Below are 16,423 nucleotides of genomic sequence, written 5' to 3'. Positions count from 1 at the left end.
CCGGGGCGCGGTAGCCCATGCCCGCGGCGATGACCGCGCCGCCGATCGCCGCGCCACCGGCGTTGGCCATGTTCAGCGCCGCCTGGTTCAGCGCGGCGGCCAGCGTCTGGGCGCGGCCCGCGACGTCCATGAGGCGGGTCTGCAAGTTCGGAACCAGCGTCGAGCCGAGCATGCCGATCACGCCGAAGTTGATCACCGCGACCCAGCCCAGCGGGGCGGTGAAGTAGAACGCCACCAACGCGACGGCCATGGCGACCAGCGTCCACAGCAGGCCCATGTCGCCGACGCGGTCGCTGACCCAGCCGCCGAGGTACGTGCCCGCGACCATGCCCACGCCATAGGCCATGAGCACCAGCCACATGAGGTTCTCCGCGAAGCCGCCGACCTCCGTCATCGTCCACGTGATGTACGTGTACACCGCGAACATGCCGCCGAAGCCGACGGTGCCGATGGCGACGGTGAACCACACCTGCGGGGTGGCCAGTGCGCCGAGCTCCTCCAGCGGACGGGTGGCGGGCATGCGGTTCATGTGCGGAACCGCGAACCACAGGGCCACCAGCGCCGCGACGCCGATGACCGCGACGAGCACGAAGGCGGAGCGCCACCCGAACTGCTGGCCCAGCGCCTGGGCGGCGGGCACGCCGGCGACCGTGGCCACCGACAGCCCCATCCCCGACAGGGCGACGGCGCGGCCGCGTTTGCCCGGCGCGGCCAGGGATGCGGCCACGAGCGCGGCGACGGAGAAGTACGCGCCATGCGGGATGCCCGCGATGAACCGGGAGGCCATCACCGCCCCGAAGGAGCCCAGCGAACCCGCCCACACGGTGGCGGCGTTGCCCACCGTGAACGCCGCCATCAGCAGCAACAGCATGCGCCGGCGCGGCACCGAACCCGTGAGCACCGTGATCAGCGGGGCACCGACGACGACGCCGAGGGCGTACATCGAAATGACCGCGCCGGATTCGGCTTCGCTGCGGCCGAAGTCCGCCGCGATGTACGGCAGCAGGCCCATGGCGACGAACTCCGTGACGCCGATGCCGAAGGCGCCGACGGACAGGGCCGCGACGACCCAGTTGCGGCGGGCGTCGGACACGTCGTCCTGGCGCGGCACGGGCCGCCGATGTGACGAGAATGACTGTGCGTGAGCGGTCTTGGGCAATGATCCTCCCGGGTGCGGGTGAGCGAACGTACTTGATCGATACGGTCAAAGTGCTGGTCCGGGCGACGAATCCGCAGGTTATGGGGTCACCCGGAGGAAACCGGTCATCATAGCGGATGCCCGGGAGGTTGGTTATCGTGAACAATCGTGCTCCGCGCCTCCCGCGCGGCATTCCGCCGACCCCCGGCCCATCTGCGAAAGGACCCGCGTGAACGCGCACTACGACTTCTACGAGAGCCTCGGCCTCGACAAGGATTCCTCGACGTCGGACATCAGGTCGACGATCCTCGAGACCCTCGAGGGACTCAAGCGCGACGGCGTCGCCGCCCACGACGCGCGCGTGCAGGAAAACTCCGTCGCGCTGTCGGTGCTCGGCGACGACCGCATCCGCTCGAAGTACGACGGCCGGCTCACCGACGAGTCGGCGCCGCGGATGGGCATCCCGGAGCTCCGCGCCCTCGCATCCGCCGGCGCCTTCCCCGATGAGCCGGCGCAGTCGGCTGGATACTCCCCGCAGGGACCGGGCGCCCACGACGATCAGGCGACGTCCGTTATTCCGGCGGTCAACGGCTCCGGCGAGGCCTCCTACTCCGCGGGCTCCCCCGAGTCCCCCGAATCCTCCGATGCCTCCGGATCCACGGATTCGGCGGCGGAGACCGGCGCGACCGCATCGGGTGCCCCGGCCGGGATGTCCGCTCCGGCTTTCGCGGGGGCGACGGCGGCGTCGTCGTCCGCCCAGCACGACTCGCCGCAGCCGTACCAGCCGCAGCAGCCCCAGCAGGCTCAGCAGATGGGGCAGATGGATCAGGCGCAGCAGCGCCCCGCGGCCGCTCCCGGCAGCCTCAAGCAGCTCATGGATTCGGTTCCCGGGACCGCGAAGGGCCTCGTGTTCACGCTCGCCGGCATCGGCGCTTTCGGTGTCCTGATGACCCTGGTCGGAATCCTGCTCATGCTGGCGGACAGCTACACCTCCGTGGGGTCCGCGGTCGTGCACCTGTTGTCCGTCCTCCTCGCCGGATTCCTCATTCCGAAGGTGCTGCGCGGCAAGGATTCCACCGCGATCATCCCCCTGACGGTCACCCCGATCGCCATGGCAATCATGTACCTCAGCTCCTCGGTCACCGACGTCGTCCTGGATCTGTCGCGAAGCTTGTCCGTCACCGTGGGCACCCTCCTCTTCTTCGCCTGGGTCGCTGTCGCGGTGCTCGCACTGCTCCCCGACACCCGTGCCTGGCTCGCCGGCAATTACGTGGCCAAGCCCAAGCCGGTCGCGCCCCAGCACGGCGCCCCGCAGTACGGCCAGCAGAGCCAGTACGGCCAGCAGCAGGCCCCGCAGTTCGGCGGGCAGCAGTACGGCCAGCAGAACCAGCAGGGTCAGCAGCAGACTCCCCAGTTCGGCGCACAGCCCTACGGCGAGCAGCAGTACGGCCAGTTCGGCCAGTACGGGCAGCAGAGCCAGCAGGGCCAGCAGCCGCCGCAGTTCGGCCGCCCGGAGCAGTAGTCCGGTTCCCCGCCCGACGACCCCCGCGACGGCGGACGGCTTCCCCGCCGTCCTCCCCATCGCGGGGGTAGTTTTGTGTCTGTAATTAGTAATGGGCGGATTTCATAACGCGGGCGTCGCCAAGCAAATGTCGCGGGAATAACCCGTGACCTGCGGCACAACCCGGAGTTGCGCAGGTCACACCGCAGGTAGGGGTGCATTTCGCCCACTGAAGCGAATCGGCGAAGTGCGTTATCGTGGTCTGCAACAGTTCGTAGATTTTCCACGGATCCTGCACCAAATAGGAGAACCCACCACATGGCCACGATCATCTGGACCCGCACCGACGAGGCGCCGCTTCTCGCGACCTACTCGCTGAAGCCCATCGTCGAGGCGTTCGCCGCACAGGCGGGCATCGACGTCGAGACCCGCGACATCTCCCTCGCCGCACGCATCATCTCCCAGTTCCCGGAGCGCCTCGACGAGGACCAGCGTATCGACGATGAGCTGTCCGCCCTGGGCGAGCTGGTGAAGGAGCCCGAGGCCAACATCATCAAGCTGCCGAACATCTCGGCGTCCATCCCGCAGATCAAGCGCGCCGTCGCCGAGCTGCAGGAGAAGGGCTACGACATCCCGAAGTACCTGTCGCAGCCGGAGACCGAGGAGGACCGCGAGGACCGCGCCAAGTTCGACAAGGTCAAGGGTTCCGCCGTCAACCCGGTCCTGCGCGAGGGCAACTCCGACCGCCGCGCTCCGGAGGCCGTGAAGAACTTCGCCCGCAAGCACCCGCACCGCATGGGCGAGTGGCCCTCCGACTCCAAGACCAACGTGGCCACCATGGCCTCCAACGACTTCCGCCACAACGAGAAGTCCGTGATCATGGAGCAGGACGACAAGCTCACCTACCTCCTCGAGACCGACGACGGCCACGAGATCGTGCTGAAGAAGGACATGCCGGTCCTCAAGGGCGAGATCATCGACGGCACCGGCATCAACGCCCAGATCCTGTCGTCCTTCCTGAAGTCGCAGATCAAGAAGGCCAAGCGCGAGGACGTCCTGTTCTCCGTGCACCTGAAGGCCACCATGATGAAGGTCTCCGACCCGCTGATCTTCGGCGAGGTCATCAAGGCGTTCTTCCCGTCCGTGTACCCGAAGTTCGAGGCCAAGCTGGCCTCCGTGAACCTCACCCCGGACTACGGCATCGGCGCCATCCTCGACGGCCTGCACAAGCTCGACGGCGGCACCGCTTCCGCCGTCAAGGCCGCCATCGAGCGCGACCTGGCCGACGGCCCGGCGCTGTACATGGTCAACTCCGACAAGGGCATCACCAACCTGCACGTCCCCTCGGACGTCATCGTCGACGCCTCCATGCCGGCGCTGATCCGCAATGGCGGCAAGGGCTGGGGCCCGAGCGGCGAGGAGAAGGACACCCTCGCGGTGATCCCCGACTCCTCCTACGCCGGCGTCTACCAGGCCGTCATCGACGACTGCCGCGCCAACGGCGCCTACGACCCGACCACCATGGGCACCGTCCCGAACGTCGGCCTCATGGCCCAGAAGGCCGAGGAGTACGGCTCGCACGACAAGACCTTCCAGCTGCCCGAGAACGGCGTGCTGCAGGTCATCAACTCCGACGGCGACGTCCTCATCGAGCACCACGTCGCCCGCGGCGACATCTGGCGCTCCTGCCAGACCAAGGACGCCCCGGTCCGCGACTGGGTGAAGCTGGCCGTTAACCGCGCCCGCGCCACCGGCGACCCGGCCGTCTTCTGGCTGGATCCGGCCCGCGCCCACGACGCGAACCTGATCACCAAGGTCGAGGAGTACCTGCAGGACCACGACACCGAGGGCCTGGACATCCGCATCATGGACCCGGTGGCCGCCACGAAGTTCTCGGTCGAGCGCATCCGCGAGGGCAAGGACACCATTTCCGTCACCGGCAACGTGCTGCGCGACTACCTCACCGACCTGTTCCCGATCATGGAGCTGGGCACCTCGGCGAAGATGCTCTCCGTCGTTCCGCTGATGGCGGGCGGCGGCCTGTTCGAGACCGGCGCCGGCGGCTCCGCCCCGAAGCACGTCCAGCAGGTCGAGGAGGAGAACCACCTCCGTTGGGATTCTCTCGGCGAGTTCCTGGCCCTGGCCGAGTCGCTGCGTTACGCCGGTTCGCATGACGGCGACCCGCGCGCCAACGTCCTGGCCGACGCCCTGGACCGCGCCACCTCCAAGCTGCTGGAGAACGGCAAGTCCCCGTCGCGCAAGGTCGGCGAGATCGACAACCGCGGCTCGCACTTCTACCTGGCCCTGTACTGGGCGCAGGAGCTGGCGGCGCAGGACGACAACGCCGAGCTGAAGGAGACCTTCGGCCCGGTCGCCGAGGCGCTCGCCGCCAAGGAGGAGTCCATCGCCCAGACCCTGCTCGACGTCCAGGGCGAGCCCGCCGACCTCGGCGGCTACTTCCTGCCGGACGACGAGAAGGCCAACGCCGTCATGCGCCCGTCCGCCGAGTTCAACGAGATCATCGACGGCCTGCGCAAGTAGTTTCACCTGATCGGGCGCTCCCCCACCGGAGCTCCCGACGGCAGAGCGCCCCGCTTCCCTTCCGGGAGGCGGGGCGCTTTCGCGTGCGCGGGACGTCGCCAAGCAAGGTTCTTGCTTGCCGACGGCCCGTCCCCGAGCGTCCGCCCGGACCCACCGGGCAGGCCGTACCGCATGGTTCGCCGTCCCGTCACCGGCGGATTTCACCATTGCCTTGCACTAGACAGCTCGGTTCATTACGGTTGCGGGAGTGCGCCGCGCAAGTGTTACGCGGCGCGATGACGAAAGGACTTCCGCCATGACCACCCGCTACGACAACTCCGGTGCCGCCGATTGGGCGCTGGAGACCCGCGCCATCCACGTCGGCCAGTCCCCCGACGCGCAGACCAGCTCGCGGAACCTGCCGATCTACAACACCACCTCCTACGTGTTCGACTCCGCCGAGCACGCCGCGAACCGCTTCAACCTCTCCGACGCCGGCCCGATTTACTCCCGCCTGACCAACCCCACGGTCGACGCGGTCGAGCAGCGGCTGGCCAACCTCGAGGGCGGCGTCGCCGGCGTGCTGTTCGCCTCCGGCCAGGCGGCCGAGACCGCCGCGATTCTGACGCTGGCGCGGGCGGGCGACCACATCGTCACGTCGCCGCGCCTCTACGGCGGCACGGAGACGCTGTTCAAGGTGACGCTGCCGCGCCTGGGCATCACGGCGACGTTCGTGGAGAACCCGGATGACCCGGAGTCGTGGCAGGCCGCGGTGCAGGACAACACCGTGGGCTTCTTCGCCGAAACGATCGCCAACCCGCAGGCCGACGTCCTCGACGTCCCGGTGGTCGCGGAGGTCGCGCACCGCAACAACGTCCCGCTGATCGTGGACAACACGGTTGCCACCCCGGCGTTGCTGCGCCCGCTGGAGCTCGGCGCCGACATCGTCGTGTCCTCGACCACCAAGTACTTGACCGGCAACGGCTCGGCGCTCGGCGGCATCCTGGTCGACGGCGGCAAGTTCGACTGGACGCAGACCCGCGAGGGCCGCGGCGACGTGCACCCGAACTTCACCGAGGCCGACGAGGCGTACCACGGCCTGAAGTTCGCCGACCTGGGTGCCCCGGCGTTCGCGCTGCGCGCCCGCGCCGGCATCCTGCGCGACACCGGCGCCGCCCCGGCCCCGTTCAACGCCTGGATCCTGGCGCAGGGCCTGGACACCCTGGCGCTGCGCATCGAGCGCCACAACTCCAACGCGCAGAAGGTCGCCGAGTACCTCGAGGGCCGCGCGGGCGTGGCGAAGGTCAACTACGCGGGCCTGTCCTCCTCCCCGTGGCACGCGACGAAGGAGAAGCTGGGCCTGGCCGGCGCCGGCGGCGTGCTGTCCTTCGATCTGGAGGGCGCGGGCACCGCGGAGGCGTGGGCCTTCGTCGATGCGCTGAAACTGCACTCCAACGTGGCCAACATCGGCGACGTCCGCTCCCTGGTCGTCCACCCGGCGACGACCACGCACTCGCAGTCCGACGAGCACGGCCTGACCCGTGCCGGCATTTCCCAGGCGACGATCCGCCTCGCGGTGGGCATCGAGAACGTCGACGACATCATCGCCGACCTCGAGGGCGCGTTCGCGGCGCTCGGCAAGTAGCCGGCACTCCCCTGCCGCCGAGCCCCATCTCGGCCCCCGACCCGACCCCCGTCTCAGCCCGCGCCGCGGGCGGGCGGGGGTTGGCACGTCGGGCACCACCAGATGATGCGCTCGAAATCCCGGCCCGGGTCACCGCCCGGCTCCCCGCCCAGCGTGCCCTTCACGATGGGCGTGCCGCAGCGCCGGCACGCCCGGCGATTGCGGCCGAAAACGTAGCTGGTGTGGCCGGGCCGTTTGTCCCCGGTGATCACGCGGACCGGCGACAACCGGTTCGCCCACATCAGCCGACGCGTGAGGTCCAGGATCTTGTCGACGTCCACGTCGCCCACCGGGGTCGTGGGATGCACCCCGGACAGGAAGCAGATCTCCGCGCGGTACTCGTTGCCGACTCCCGCCAGCACCCGCTGGTCCAACAGCGCCAGACCCACCGCCCGGCCAGGATCGGCCAGCAGCCGTCGCCGCGCCTCCTCGCGCCCGCCGGTCGGCCACTCCGTGCCCAGGACGTCCGGGCCGAAACCGGCGACGCGCTCGTCGTACTCGGCGACGGGAAACACCCGGACCAGGCCGAGCTCATGCCCGACGACCTCGATCGGCGTGGCCTCCGGAGCACCATCGACGGCGAGCACGACTCTGGCGGTGTGCCCCGGTTTGCGCCACCGCGTGCCCAGCCGATGCACGGACCAGGTTCCCTCCATCCTCAGGTGGGTCTGCAGCACGTCGTCGCCGAAGCGCATGAACAGATGCTTGCCGACGGGCCAGACCTCGTCCGCCGCCCGTCCATCGAAGGAGGCCACGGCGAAGGCGGGGACCCGGATGCTCGTGGACAGGACCTCGCGGCCCACCAGGAACTGCATCCGGTGCGCCAGCCGGTAGACGGAATCACCCTCGGGCATGGCCGCCCGCCGATCCCGCGCCGCCGATGCGCACACCCTTCGGCGTGATCCGGGCGCCGGCGGCCCGCAGCAGAGTCGCCCAATCCGATCCGATGACGGCCTCGGCGCCGACCTTTCCGGCGACGACTTTTTCCACGACGATGCGCGAGACCATCCCGCGCCCGATCGCCTCCTCCAGACCGCCGACGACCAACGGCAGCACGTCGCCGTGATCGAGCCCGGGAGGCGGATCGAACACGGTCAGCGTTCGCCCGCCGCGGGTGAGGTGGGCGGAGAGGAGACCGTCGACGAGCACTACCAGACCACCCGCGGACCTCGTCGGCCCTCGCTCCGGCCAGGGCAAGGCGGCGCCGTAGGGGTTGGCGGGGTCGACGGCGGACAGCACGTGCACCTCGGGGAACTCCGCGCCAGAAGGCCACCCTTCGACGTCGGGCGAATCCGCCAGGCCGCGCAGCCGGTCGATCACGGCCGGGGTCGAGAACTGCGCCGCACCGAGTCCGTCGATGACCATGCCGCGCATGGCCTTGCCGGCCTCCTCGAACCGCGACAGCACCCCGTAGGCCAGAGCGAAGCCGCCCACCGTCGCCTCTGCCACGACGCTGCCCCGGGTGACCACGCCGTAGCGGTCGAGCCACGCCTCGCCGTGCGCGACGCCCCGTGCGGTGGCCGAGTCGTCGGCGGCGATCGTCGGCGACCAGCGGCCCACCATGTCGGGCGGGGCCATCGCCTGCTGGGCCTGCGCGAAGCTGGTGCGCCCCATCCGCAGGCGCCCACGTGCGGGGGTCCGCCGCGCCCGATGCGCGGTGCGCCCACCGGAGCCCCTGCTCAGACGTGCCCGCAGGGGCGCGAACCCATCGGGGCTGACCAGGCCGAGCTCGAACAGCGACCACAGGGCCTCGCGGATCTCGGCCGCCCCCTCCCCCGACCCGACGTGCTGCGCGATGAGGCTGAAGAGGAACCCACCTCCGCCACCGTCGGCGAGCACGTCGAGTATCCGTTGCTGGAGCGGGCCGAGCGCAGCCAAGTCATCGCCATCGGGGACATCGACGAGCTGCGCCGCGTAGTCGGCCGGCAGCAGCATCACCCACGGGTCCGCGGCACCGGCACTGCCCGCGCCGACGACGAGGACTTCGCCATTGGCCGTCAGTTCGTCCAGGTCGCGCGGCTGATACCCGCGCACCCGCTGCGGCAGCACCAGCGTCTCCCACGCCGAGGCCGGCAGACGCACCCCGGCCAGCTGCTCGACGACGGCGAACACTCCATCGGCGCCGCGCAGTTCGGGCGCGCGCCCGGCGGGCAGAACCGGCGCGACCTGCTGCCACTGCGGCAGGAAGCGTCCGAAAGTCGACGGGCTGACCGGCTCGGTCTGGGCGCGGGCGGCCGCCAGCGATCGCGACCGGATGGTCTTCAGCACCTCGGGCGCGAGGAACTCGGCCTCGTCGACGCCCCGCCGATACCGCCCCTGCACCAGGGTCTTCGACGCCACGAGCCCGCCCACGATCGAATGCGCCACGCTCGCCGCCAGCCCGAACGCCTCGCCCACGTCATCGCGCGTGAACGGCCCGCGCGTCCTGGCCCATCTGGCGACGAGCTGCTCGAGTGCATCGGGCACGAGGTCGGGCGCCACGGGGATGCCGGGTGGCACGGGCACGCCGAGGCCGTCGCGAAGCAAAGCCGCATCGAGCGATTGCGCGACGTGCTCGACGCCGGCGATGCGCACCCGCATGATGCGGCGGCCCAGCTCCCGCACCGCCTCCTCCGCCGAGACTTCGGAAACCAGGCCGAGCTCCGCCAGCGGCACGGGTCCCAGGACCCGCAGGGCGTCGATGAGCTGCTCGGCGGTGGTTGCCTTGCGACGATCCGACCGCCTGCGCAGATCGGCGTCCACCTCGGCGATGATCTCGGGATCCAGCAGATCGCGCAGTTCCACCCCGCCGAGGAGTTGGGTGAGCAGGGCGGCATCCAGCGCCAGCGCCGCCGCCCGCTTCTCCGCCAACGGACTGTCGCCCTCGTACATGAAGGCGCCGGTGTAGGTGAACAGGATCGACGAGGCGAAGGGGCTGGCCGTCTCCGTGGTCACCTCGGCCACGCGGACGGTGCGCTCGCGCAGGTTCCCGCACAACTCCACCAGCGCGGGCAGGTCGTAGACGTCCTGCAGGCATTCCCGCACCGTCTCCAGCACGATGGGGAACGTCGGGTACTGCCTGGCGACGTCCAGCAACTGCGCCGAGCGCTGCCGCTGCTGCCACAACGGCGCCCTCTTGCCGGGATTGCGGCTGGGCAGCAGCAGGGCGCGGGCCGCGCACTCCCTGAACCGGGAGGCGAAGAGCGCGGAATTGCCGACCTGCTCGGCGACGATCGACTCGACCTCGCCGGCGTCGATGAGGAACAGGTCCGACGACGGCTCCGAGGCCGAATCCGGGATCCGCAGCACGATGCCGTCGTCGGAGGCCACCGGTTGCGCGTCCATCCCCGTGGCCTCCGAGAACTTCGCGCCGACGGCCAGGGCCCACGCGGCGTTGACGCCCCTGCCGTAGGGACTGTGCAGGACGACGCGCCAGTCGCCGAGCTCATCGCGGAAACGCTCCAGCACCAGCGTCTTCTCGTCGGGGATCAGCCCGGTGGCCTGCGCCTGGTCCTTCAAATACGCGGCGAGGTTGCCGCGGGCCCACTCGTCCAGGCCGAGCCCCTCGAGGACGGAGTCATCGGCTGCGGCGAGACGTCGAAAAGCACCCAGCGCCCGGCCCAGCTCCGCGGGACGCCCCGGCTGATCGCCCGTCCAGAACGGCAAGCGCCCCGTGTGCCCGGGAGCGGGCGTGACCAGGACGCGATCGCGATCGATCTCCGCGATCCGCCAACTGGAGGCGCCGAGGGTGAAGACGTCGCCGACGCGGGACTCGTAGACCATCTCCTCGTCGAGCTCGCCGACGCGGCGCGGCGCCCCGTCACCGCCGCCGGCGAGGAAGACCCCGAACATGCCGCGATCCGGGATCGTGCCGCCGTTGATGACCGCGGTGCGCTGGGCGCCCGGCCTGGCCGAGAGCACGCCGGTGATGCGGTCGTAGACCACGCGCGGCCGCAGTTCGGCGAAGTCCGTCGACGGATAGACGCCGGAGACGAGGTCGATGACGGCGTCGAAAAGCCCGCGGGACAGCTCTCGGTACGGGTGGGCGGCGGTGACCGCGTCGAACCAGTCGTCGGCGGCGAGGTCATCCATCGCCACCGCCGCGACCGTGTGCTGGGCCAGCACGTCGAGTGCGTTCGCGGGCACGTGGAGTTCCTCGATGAGCCCCTCCCGCATGCGGTCGACGACCACCGCCGTCTGGAGCAGATCCGCGCGATGCTTCGGGTAGAACGTGCCCTTCGACACCGCCCCCACCACATGCCCGGCGCGGCCCACCCGCTGCAGGCCCGATGCGACCGACGGCGGGGACTCGACCTGGATGACCTTCTCCACCGCGCCCATGTCGATGCCCAGCTCCAGGGAGCTGGTGCAGACCACCGCGCGCAGCGTGCCCTCCTTGAGCATCGACTCGATGGTGGCGCGCTCGTCCTTCGACACCGACCCATGGTGGGCGCGGGCGAAGGCCGCGGGGGCGGTGCCGGCGACGTCCGTCGCCTTCATGATCTGCGCCGGCGGGCGGCGCAGCTCCGGAGACAGCGACTCCGGATCATGGCGCAGGGCGTGGAGCTCGTTGAGCCGGCTGGTCAGGCGCTCGGCGGTGCGGCGGGAGTTGACGAACACCAGCGTCGACCGGTGGCCCGCGATCTCGTCGTAGACCTGCTCCTCGATGTGGGGCCAGATCGACGACTGCGTCGGCAGCGCGGATTCCCTGGCGCCAGGGGGCAGCGCGGATTCGGGGGCGGCGAGAGGGTCTTGGGGGTCCGTTGGTTCCTTCGTGTCTTGCAGATCAAATGAGTCGAGCGGGGGGCCGTCGAAAAGCGAATCGCGGGCCTGGACCGGCTGATCCTGCAGGTCGGACATGTCCTCGACCGACACGCGGACCCGGAGCTCCCACTCCTTCCGGGACGGCGGATCGATGATCTCGACGGGACGGGCACCGCCGAGGAACTGCGCCACGGTTTTCAGCGGGCGGACGGTCGCCGACAAACCGATGCGCTGGATTTCCCGGCCGGCCAGGCGCTCCAGGCGCTCGAGGCTCAGAGCGAGATGGACTCCCCTCTTCGTCCCCGCCAACGCGTGAATCTCATCGACGATGACCGTGTCGACCGTGCCCAAAACCTCGCGCGCCTTCGACGTCAGCAGCAGGTACAGCGACTCCGGCGTCGTGATGAGGATGTCCGGTGGGTTGCGGACCTGCCGCGCACGCTCGGACGGCGTCGTGTCGCCCGACCGGACCGCCACGGACACCTCCGCGGGCTCCCGCCCCAGCCGGGCCGCGACGCGGTTGATGCCGGTCAGCGGCGCCCGGAGGTTGTTCTCCACGTCGACGCCGAGGGCCTTGAGCGGGGAAATGTAGAGCACCCGCACGCCGCGGTCGGACGAACCGCGGTCGGCCTTCCCCGGGGCCGATGAGCCGCCCGACGAATCCCCGCCCGCCCCGTGCCCGGCGACCAGCGAATCGATGGCCCACAGGAACGCCGCCAGCGTCTTGCCGGAGCCGGTCGGTGCCACGACGAGGGCATTCTCGCCCCCGGAAATCGCCTTCCACGCGCCGACCTGGACCTCCGTCGGCTCGGCGAAGACGTCGCGGAACCAGGTCGCGACCGATGGGGTGAACCGGCCCAACGGATCCGGGGTGGGAGATGCGGGCATGACCCCGATTAAACACCGGCCCCCGGATCGCGGGCGCCCTCGATGCGGTCGAGGCGCTTGCGGCGGTCGGCCTTCTTCAGGGCCTCGTATTCGGTGTCCTCGTCGAAGTCGAACACGATGCGACCGCCGATGGAGCACACTGCGATGGCCAGCAACGCGAATCCGGGCGGGGCCCAACCCGTGGCCATGAACAGGGCGCCGAGACCGATGGCCAGCGCCACGCCGATCCAGTCGATGTTCTCCACGACGCGCCCGCGGGAGCGGATCCGCTCCAGCTCGGCGTCCGGGGACTCCTTGGGCGCCAACGCCGCGGGCAGCCCGCCCAGCCCCTCGAAGGCGGGATGCAAGTCGGATTCGCGGGTCGCACCGGCGACGACGGCGGATCGGTCGTCGAACTCGGCGACGTCGATCCGCCCCTCGGTCAGGTGGGCCCCGAGTGCGTCCAGCGCGGTGGCCCGTTCCGAATCGGAGAGACGGCGGGAGCCGCCGACGAATGAGGCCGCGACGGGCACGGCGTCGGTGGACGGGTCGTTGGTGCGCGAGATGTCGTTCATGGCCCTTCTCCAATACGTTCGTATGGTTTTGAGCCATTATGCAACTGATTTCCGGCGCCGTCAATACGGTTGTATTTTTTCGCGGTCACAGCCTACGGTAGGAGCATGACCAGGGACTCCGCCACGACTCGAGAACAGATTCTCGACGCCGCGACGTCCCTCCTCGCCAACCGGGGCGCGGAACACGCCACCGTGCGCAAGGTCGCCACGGAGGCGGGATTGTCGGCCGGTGCGGTGCAGCACCACTTCAAGACGCGCGACGAACTCATCGCCGCCGCCTACGAGCACACGGCAGAATTGTTCCGGGAAACGCTCGAGGCGACGGTCACCGGAATCGGCTCCCCCACCGAGCGTTTCCGCGCCGCCTGTCACCTGCTGGCGGGCTGCGCCGACGATTCGGAACGGACGCGGGAGGCCACGGCGGCATGGATGGCCTTCGCCGGCATCGCCGCCACGGGCGGCCCGGCCGCCCCCGGGTACCGCGAGGCGTGGCAGCAGGTGGAGGACAACCTCGCCGCCGCAGTGGGCGATGCGGAGGAGGCGGCGCTGCTGCTGGCGACGCTCGACGGCATCGCCGTGGCCCGCCTCACTGAACCGGACCGGATGACCGCCGAACGCGGGCGGGCCCTCGTCGACAAGCAACTGGCCCGACTGGCGGTCGCAGACGACAACGCGGGCGGTTCCGCGAGGGGGCACGGGGCCTGAGCCGATGCTTCCCGGGGCCCCCTAGACCAAGTAGTCTTTGACCTGATGAACATCACTCTCCCGCCCGAAGGCCGGCCCGGGTACGTCCAGATCGGCGACGTCACCACCGAGGCCGGCGCCACGATCCAGGACGTCACCGTCGCCTACGAGCGATGGGGGCGCCTCAACGCCGACGCGTCGAACGTCATTCTGCTGCAGCACGCACTGACGGGCGACGCGCACGCGTCCGGCCCGTGCGACGAGGAACATCCGACGGCGGGCTGGTGGAACGGCATGATCGGCTCGGGCCGCGCCCTGGACACCGACCGGTTCTGCATCATCTGCACGAACGTCATCGGCGGCTGCCGCGGCACGACGGGCCCCTCGTCGGAGCACCCGGACGGCGGCGCGTGGGGGTCGCGGTTCCCGGCGATTTCGGTGCGCGACACCGTCACCGTCGAGCGCATGGCGCTGCGGGCGATCGGCATCGAATCGATCGTGGCCGTCCTCGGCGGTTCGCTGGGCGGCGCGCGCACCCTGGAGTGGTCGCTGATGCACCCCGACGAGGTCGGCCGCGCGCTGGTGCTGTGCGTCGGCGCCCGCGCCAGCGCCTGGCAGATCGGCATCCAGTCCGCGCAGATCCAGTTCATCGAGAATGACCCCGCGTGGCACGGCGGCGACTACTACGCCACCGGTGACAAGCCGGTCAACGGACTCGGTTTCGCCCGCAGGGTCGCGCACCTGACGTACCGCGGCGAGCTGGAGATGGACGACCGCTTCGGCACGGCCGCCCAGCCGGGCGAGAATCCGCTGGGCCCGATGCGCACCGGCGACCGCTTCCAGGTGGAGAGCTACCTCGACCACCAGGCCGACAAGCTCGCCGCCCGCTTCGACGCCGGCTCCTACGTCGTGCTCACCGACACCCTCAACCGCCACGACATCGGGCGCGGCCGCGGCGGCATGAACGACGCCCTGGCCGCGTCGACGGTGCCCACGCTCGTCGCGGGCGTCGACACCGACATCCTGTACCCCTTCCACCAGCAGGAGCACCTGGCCCGGAACCTGGGCAATTGCATGGGTCTGGAGAAGATCGAGTCGGCCGTCGGCCACGACGGGTTCCTCACCGAGTTCGAGCGCGTCGACGGCATCGTCCGCGGTTTCCTCGCGGCCGAGGTCTAGCGGCCGGAATCCGGCGAACGTCCGTCTGGAACGGACCGCTTTACGACGGCTGGCCCGCCCGGATGTTCGCCACGACCACCGCCATGGTGACGGCGTAGGCGCCGACGGTGCCGAAGAACGCGGCTTTCGCCGCCAGGCCGGCTATCTCGTGCTCGACGCGCATGACCGCACCTGCGATGAACACGGCGTGGAAGGCCAGGACGAACAACCACATGACCAGGCAGCGCGCCGGCCGCATGATGCGCGGCGGGATCTGCCCGATGTACACCGCCAGCATTCCGTTGGACAGCACGAACGACGGCAACCACATGTACATGACCAGCATGCCCGCGGTGTCGTCGACCGGGATGCCGGAGGCGATGACGTACACGGCCACCGGCACGAGCACGCACGCCAGCCACGTGTAGGCGATCAGCGGCGCCCGTCCCGGGCAGGGGCCGCGGCGCCCGGAGACGGCGCAGTTCTCCCCCTCCACAGGTTCCATGCGATCCGTGTTCACGTCGATCAGCTCCCCAACGCGTCCACGGAGCTGGCCAGGAACACCATGCCGCCGCCGATGAGCAGGCAGAACCACAGGTCGAATTTGCGGGACCGCACGCTGAAGACGCCGAGCAGCGAATCCGGCAGGTACTGCCGCAGCACGCCCAGGTACATCATCGTCAGCCCGAGCATGAACGTCGCCCGCCGCCACCGCTCCAACCCGAGGAACACCAGCGACGCGCCCAGCCCGAAGAACAGCAGCCCGAACAGCACCCACCGGGTGCGCTCGGACCACTGCTCCCCCGGCGCCGGCTCATCCGGAGTATGGGGGTTGACCTTCGGGTCGGGCAGCTTCCCGGGGTCCGCGCGTCTCGCGATTTCGCGCGCGCCGAACCGCACCGCCCCACCCTCGGACGGGCGGGGTGAACGGTCGTGGCGCGGCGTCGTCAAGCGAACCCCCTACAGGCCCGCCAGGCGCTCGGCGCGCTCGACGACGTTGCGCACCAAGAAGGCGCGCGTGAGCGGGCCGACGCCGCCCGGGTTCGGGGACACGGCCCCGGCGACCTCCCAGACGTCGGGGTGGACGTCGCCGGCGAGCTTGCCGTCGAGGCGGGACACGCCCACGTCGAGGACCGCGGCACCCGGCTTGACCATGTCGGCGGTGAGCATGTGCGGCTTGCCCGCCGCGGCGATGATGATGTCCGCCTGCTTCGTCTCCGCCGCCAGATCCTTCGTGCCCGTGTGGCACAGGGTGACCGTGGAGTTCTCGCTGCGGCGGGTGAGCATCAGGCCGATCGGCCGGCCCACCGTGACGCCGCGGCCGATGACGCACACCTTCGCGCCGGCCAGCTCCACGCCGAAGCGGCGCAGCAGGTGGATCGACCCGTTCGGGGTGCACGGCAGCGGGGCGGGCTCGTTGAGCACGAGCTTGCCCAGGTTCACCGGGTGCAGGCCGTCGGCGTCCTTGTCCGGGTCGATGAGGCCCAGGATGCGGTTCTCGTCGAGGTGCTTCGGCAGCGGCAGCTGCACGATGTAGCCGGTGCAGGCGTCGT

General features: G+C 70.3%; 12 protein-coding genes. 5 read left to right on the top strand and 7 right to left on the bottom strand.

Annotated elements, in window-relative coordinates; translation table 11 throughout:
- Nucleotides 1-1,159 (bottom strand): MFS transporter (locus GX015_RS04205; protein WP_291343027.1); only part of this gene is annotated, 1,159 nt, incomplete at its 3' end.
- Between the two features lie 208 nt (nt 1,160-1,367).
- Here GX015_RS04205 and GX015_RS04200 point away from each other — a divergent pair.
- The 3 genes from GX015_RS04200 to GX015_RS04190 all read left to right on the top strand — a co-directional run bounded on the left by GX015_RS04200 (nt 1,368) and on the right by GX015_RS04190 (nt 6,804).
- Complete coding sequence (locus GX015_RS04200; protein WP_291343026.1) at nt 1,368-2,660, top strand: hypothetical protein; 1,293 nt, start codon at nt 1,368-1,370, stop codon at nt 2,658-2,660.
- A 297-nt stretch (nt 2,661-2,957) separates the two neighbouring features.
- Entirely contained in the window at nt 2,958-5,180 is a 2,223-nt protein-coding gene (locus tag GX015_RS04195; RefSeq protein ID WP_291343025.1) for an NADP-dependent isocitrate dehydrogenase, read from the top strand.
- A gap of 295 nt (nt 5,181-5,475) precedes the next feature.
- On the top strand, nt 5,476-6,804 hold the full coding sequence (locus GX015_RS04190) for an O-acetylhomoserine/O-acetylserine sulfhydrylase (protein WP_291343024.1): 1,329 nt from the start codon (nt 5,476-5,478) through the stop codon (nt 6,802-6,804).
- A gap of 53 nt (nt 6,805-6,857) precedes the next feature.
- Here the strand turns inward: GX015_RS04190 and GX015_RS04185 are convergent, their stop codons facing one another.
- The 3 genes from GX015_RS04185 to GX015_RS04175 are packed head-to-tail and all read right to left on the bottom strand — an operon-like array spanning nt 6,858 to nt 13,028.
- Nucleotides 6,858-7,697, bottom strand: coding sequence for a DNA-formamidopyrimidine glycosylase family protein (locus GX015_RS04185; protein ID WP_291343022.1), 840 nt, complete (start codon nt 7,695-7,697; stop codon nt 6,858-6,860).
- The gene (locus GX015_RS04180) at nt 7,684-12,474 is read right to left on the bottom strand and encodes a DEAD/DEAH box helicase (RefSeq protein WP_291343020.1); all 4,791 of its coding nucleotides are present in this window, start codon (nt 12,472-12,474) and stop codon (nt 7,684-7,686) included. The genes GX015_RS04185 and GX015_RS04180 overlap by 14 nt, the downstream gene beginning before the upstream one ends.
- An 8-nt stretch (nt 12,475-12,482) precedes the next feature.
- Nucleotides 12,483-13,028 (bottom strand): DUF1707 domain-containing protein, encoded by a 546-nt coding sequence (locus GX015_RS04175; protein ID WP_291343018.1) that lies wholly within the window; start codon nt 13,026-13,028, stop codon nt 12,483-12,485.
- A 105-nt stretch (nt 13,029-13,133) separates the two neighbouring features.
- Here GX015_RS04175 and GX015_RS04170 point away from each other — a divergent pair, with 105 nt between their 5' ends.
- Both GX015_RS04170 and GX015_RS04165 read left to right on the top strand, forming a co-directional pair.
- On the top strand, nt 13,134-13,733 hold the full coding sequence (locus GX015_RS04170; RefSeq protein WP_291343015.1) for a TetR/AcrR family transcriptional regulator: 600 nt from the start codon (nt 13,134-13,136) through the stop codon (nt 13,731-13,733).
- A 45-nt stretch (nt 13,734-13,778) separates the two neighbouring features.
- Nucleotides 13,779-14,891 (top strand): homoserine O-acetyltransferase, encoded by a 1,113-nt coding sequence (locus GX015_RS04165; RefSeq protein ID WP_291343013.1) that lies wholly within the window; start codon nt 13,779-13,781, stop codon nt 14,889-14,891.
- A 40-nt stretch (nt 14,892-14,931) separates the two neighbouring features.
- On the opposite strand, the gene GX015_RS04160 is transcribed toward GX015_RS04165, so the two are convergent.
- The 3 genes from GX015_RS04160 to GX015_RS04150 all read right to left on the bottom strand — a co-directional run.
- On the bottom strand, nt 14,932-15,375 hold the full coding sequence (locus tag GX015_RS04160; RefSeq protein ID WP_291343011.1) for a hypothetical protein: 444 nt from the start codon (nt 15,373-15,375) through the stop codon (nt 14,932-14,934).
- A gap of 20 nt (nt 15,376-15,395) precedes the next feature.
- On the bottom strand, nt 15,396-15,821 hold the full coding sequence (locus GX015_RS04155; RefSeq protein ID WP_291343010.1) for a DUF3017 domain-containing protein: 426 nt from the start codon (nt 15,819-15,821) through the stop codon (nt 15,396-15,398).
- Between the two features lie 9 nt (nt 15,822-15,830).
- A partial coding sequence (locus GX015_RS04150; RefSeq protein WP_291343008.1) for a tetrahydrofolate dehydrogenase/cyclohydrolase catalytic domain-containing protein occupies nt 15,831-16,423 on the bottom strand: 593 nt, incomplete at its 5' end.

The sequence above is a fragment of the Corynebacterium sp. genome (genome assembly GCF_012837295.1).
Taxonomy (GTDB): domain Bacteria; phylum Actinomycetota; class Actinomycetes; order Mycobacteriales; family Mycobacteriaceae; genus Corynebacterium.
Note: the sequence above shows the minus strand (reverse complement) of the source record. Positions and strands in the feature narration are given on the sequence as shown.

What these genes read in the sequence shown, in the direction of transcription:
- GX015_RS04195 (WP_291343025.1), top strand. Translation starts at nt 2,958, where the DNA reads ATGGCCACGATCATCTGGACCCGCACCGACGAGGCGCCGCTTCTCGCG.
- GX015_RS04190 (WP_291343024.1), top strand. Translation starts at nt 5,476, where the DNA reads ATGACCACCCGCTACGACAACTCCGGTGCCGCCGATTGGGCGCTGGAG.
- GX015_RS04185 (WP_291343022.1), bottom strand. Translation starts at nt 7,697, where the DNA reads ATGCCCGAGGGTGATTCCGTCTACCGGCTGGCGCACCGGATGCAGTTC.
- GX015_RS04180 (WP_291343020.1), bottom strand. Translation starts at nt 12,474, where the DNA reads ATGCCCGCATCTCCCACCCCGGATCCGTTGGGCCGGTTCACCCCATCG.
- GX015_RS04175 (WP_291343018.1), bottom strand. Translation starts at nt 13,028, where the DNA reads ATGAACGACATCTCGCGCACCAACGACCCGTCCACCGACGCCGTGCCC.
- GX015_RS04170 (WP_291343015.1), top strand. Translation starts at nt 13,134, where the DNA reads ATGACCAGGGACTCCGCCACGACTCGAGAACAGATTCTCGACGCCGCG.
- GX015_RS04165 (WP_291343013.1), top strand. Translation starts at nt 13,779, where the DNA reads ATGAACATCACTCTCCCGCCCGAAGGCCGGCCCGGGTACGTCCAGATC.
- GX015_RS04160 (WP_291343011.1), bottom strand. Translation starts at nt 15,375, where the DNA reads ATGGAACCTGTGGAGGGGGAGAACTGCGCCGTCTCCGGGCGCCGCGGC.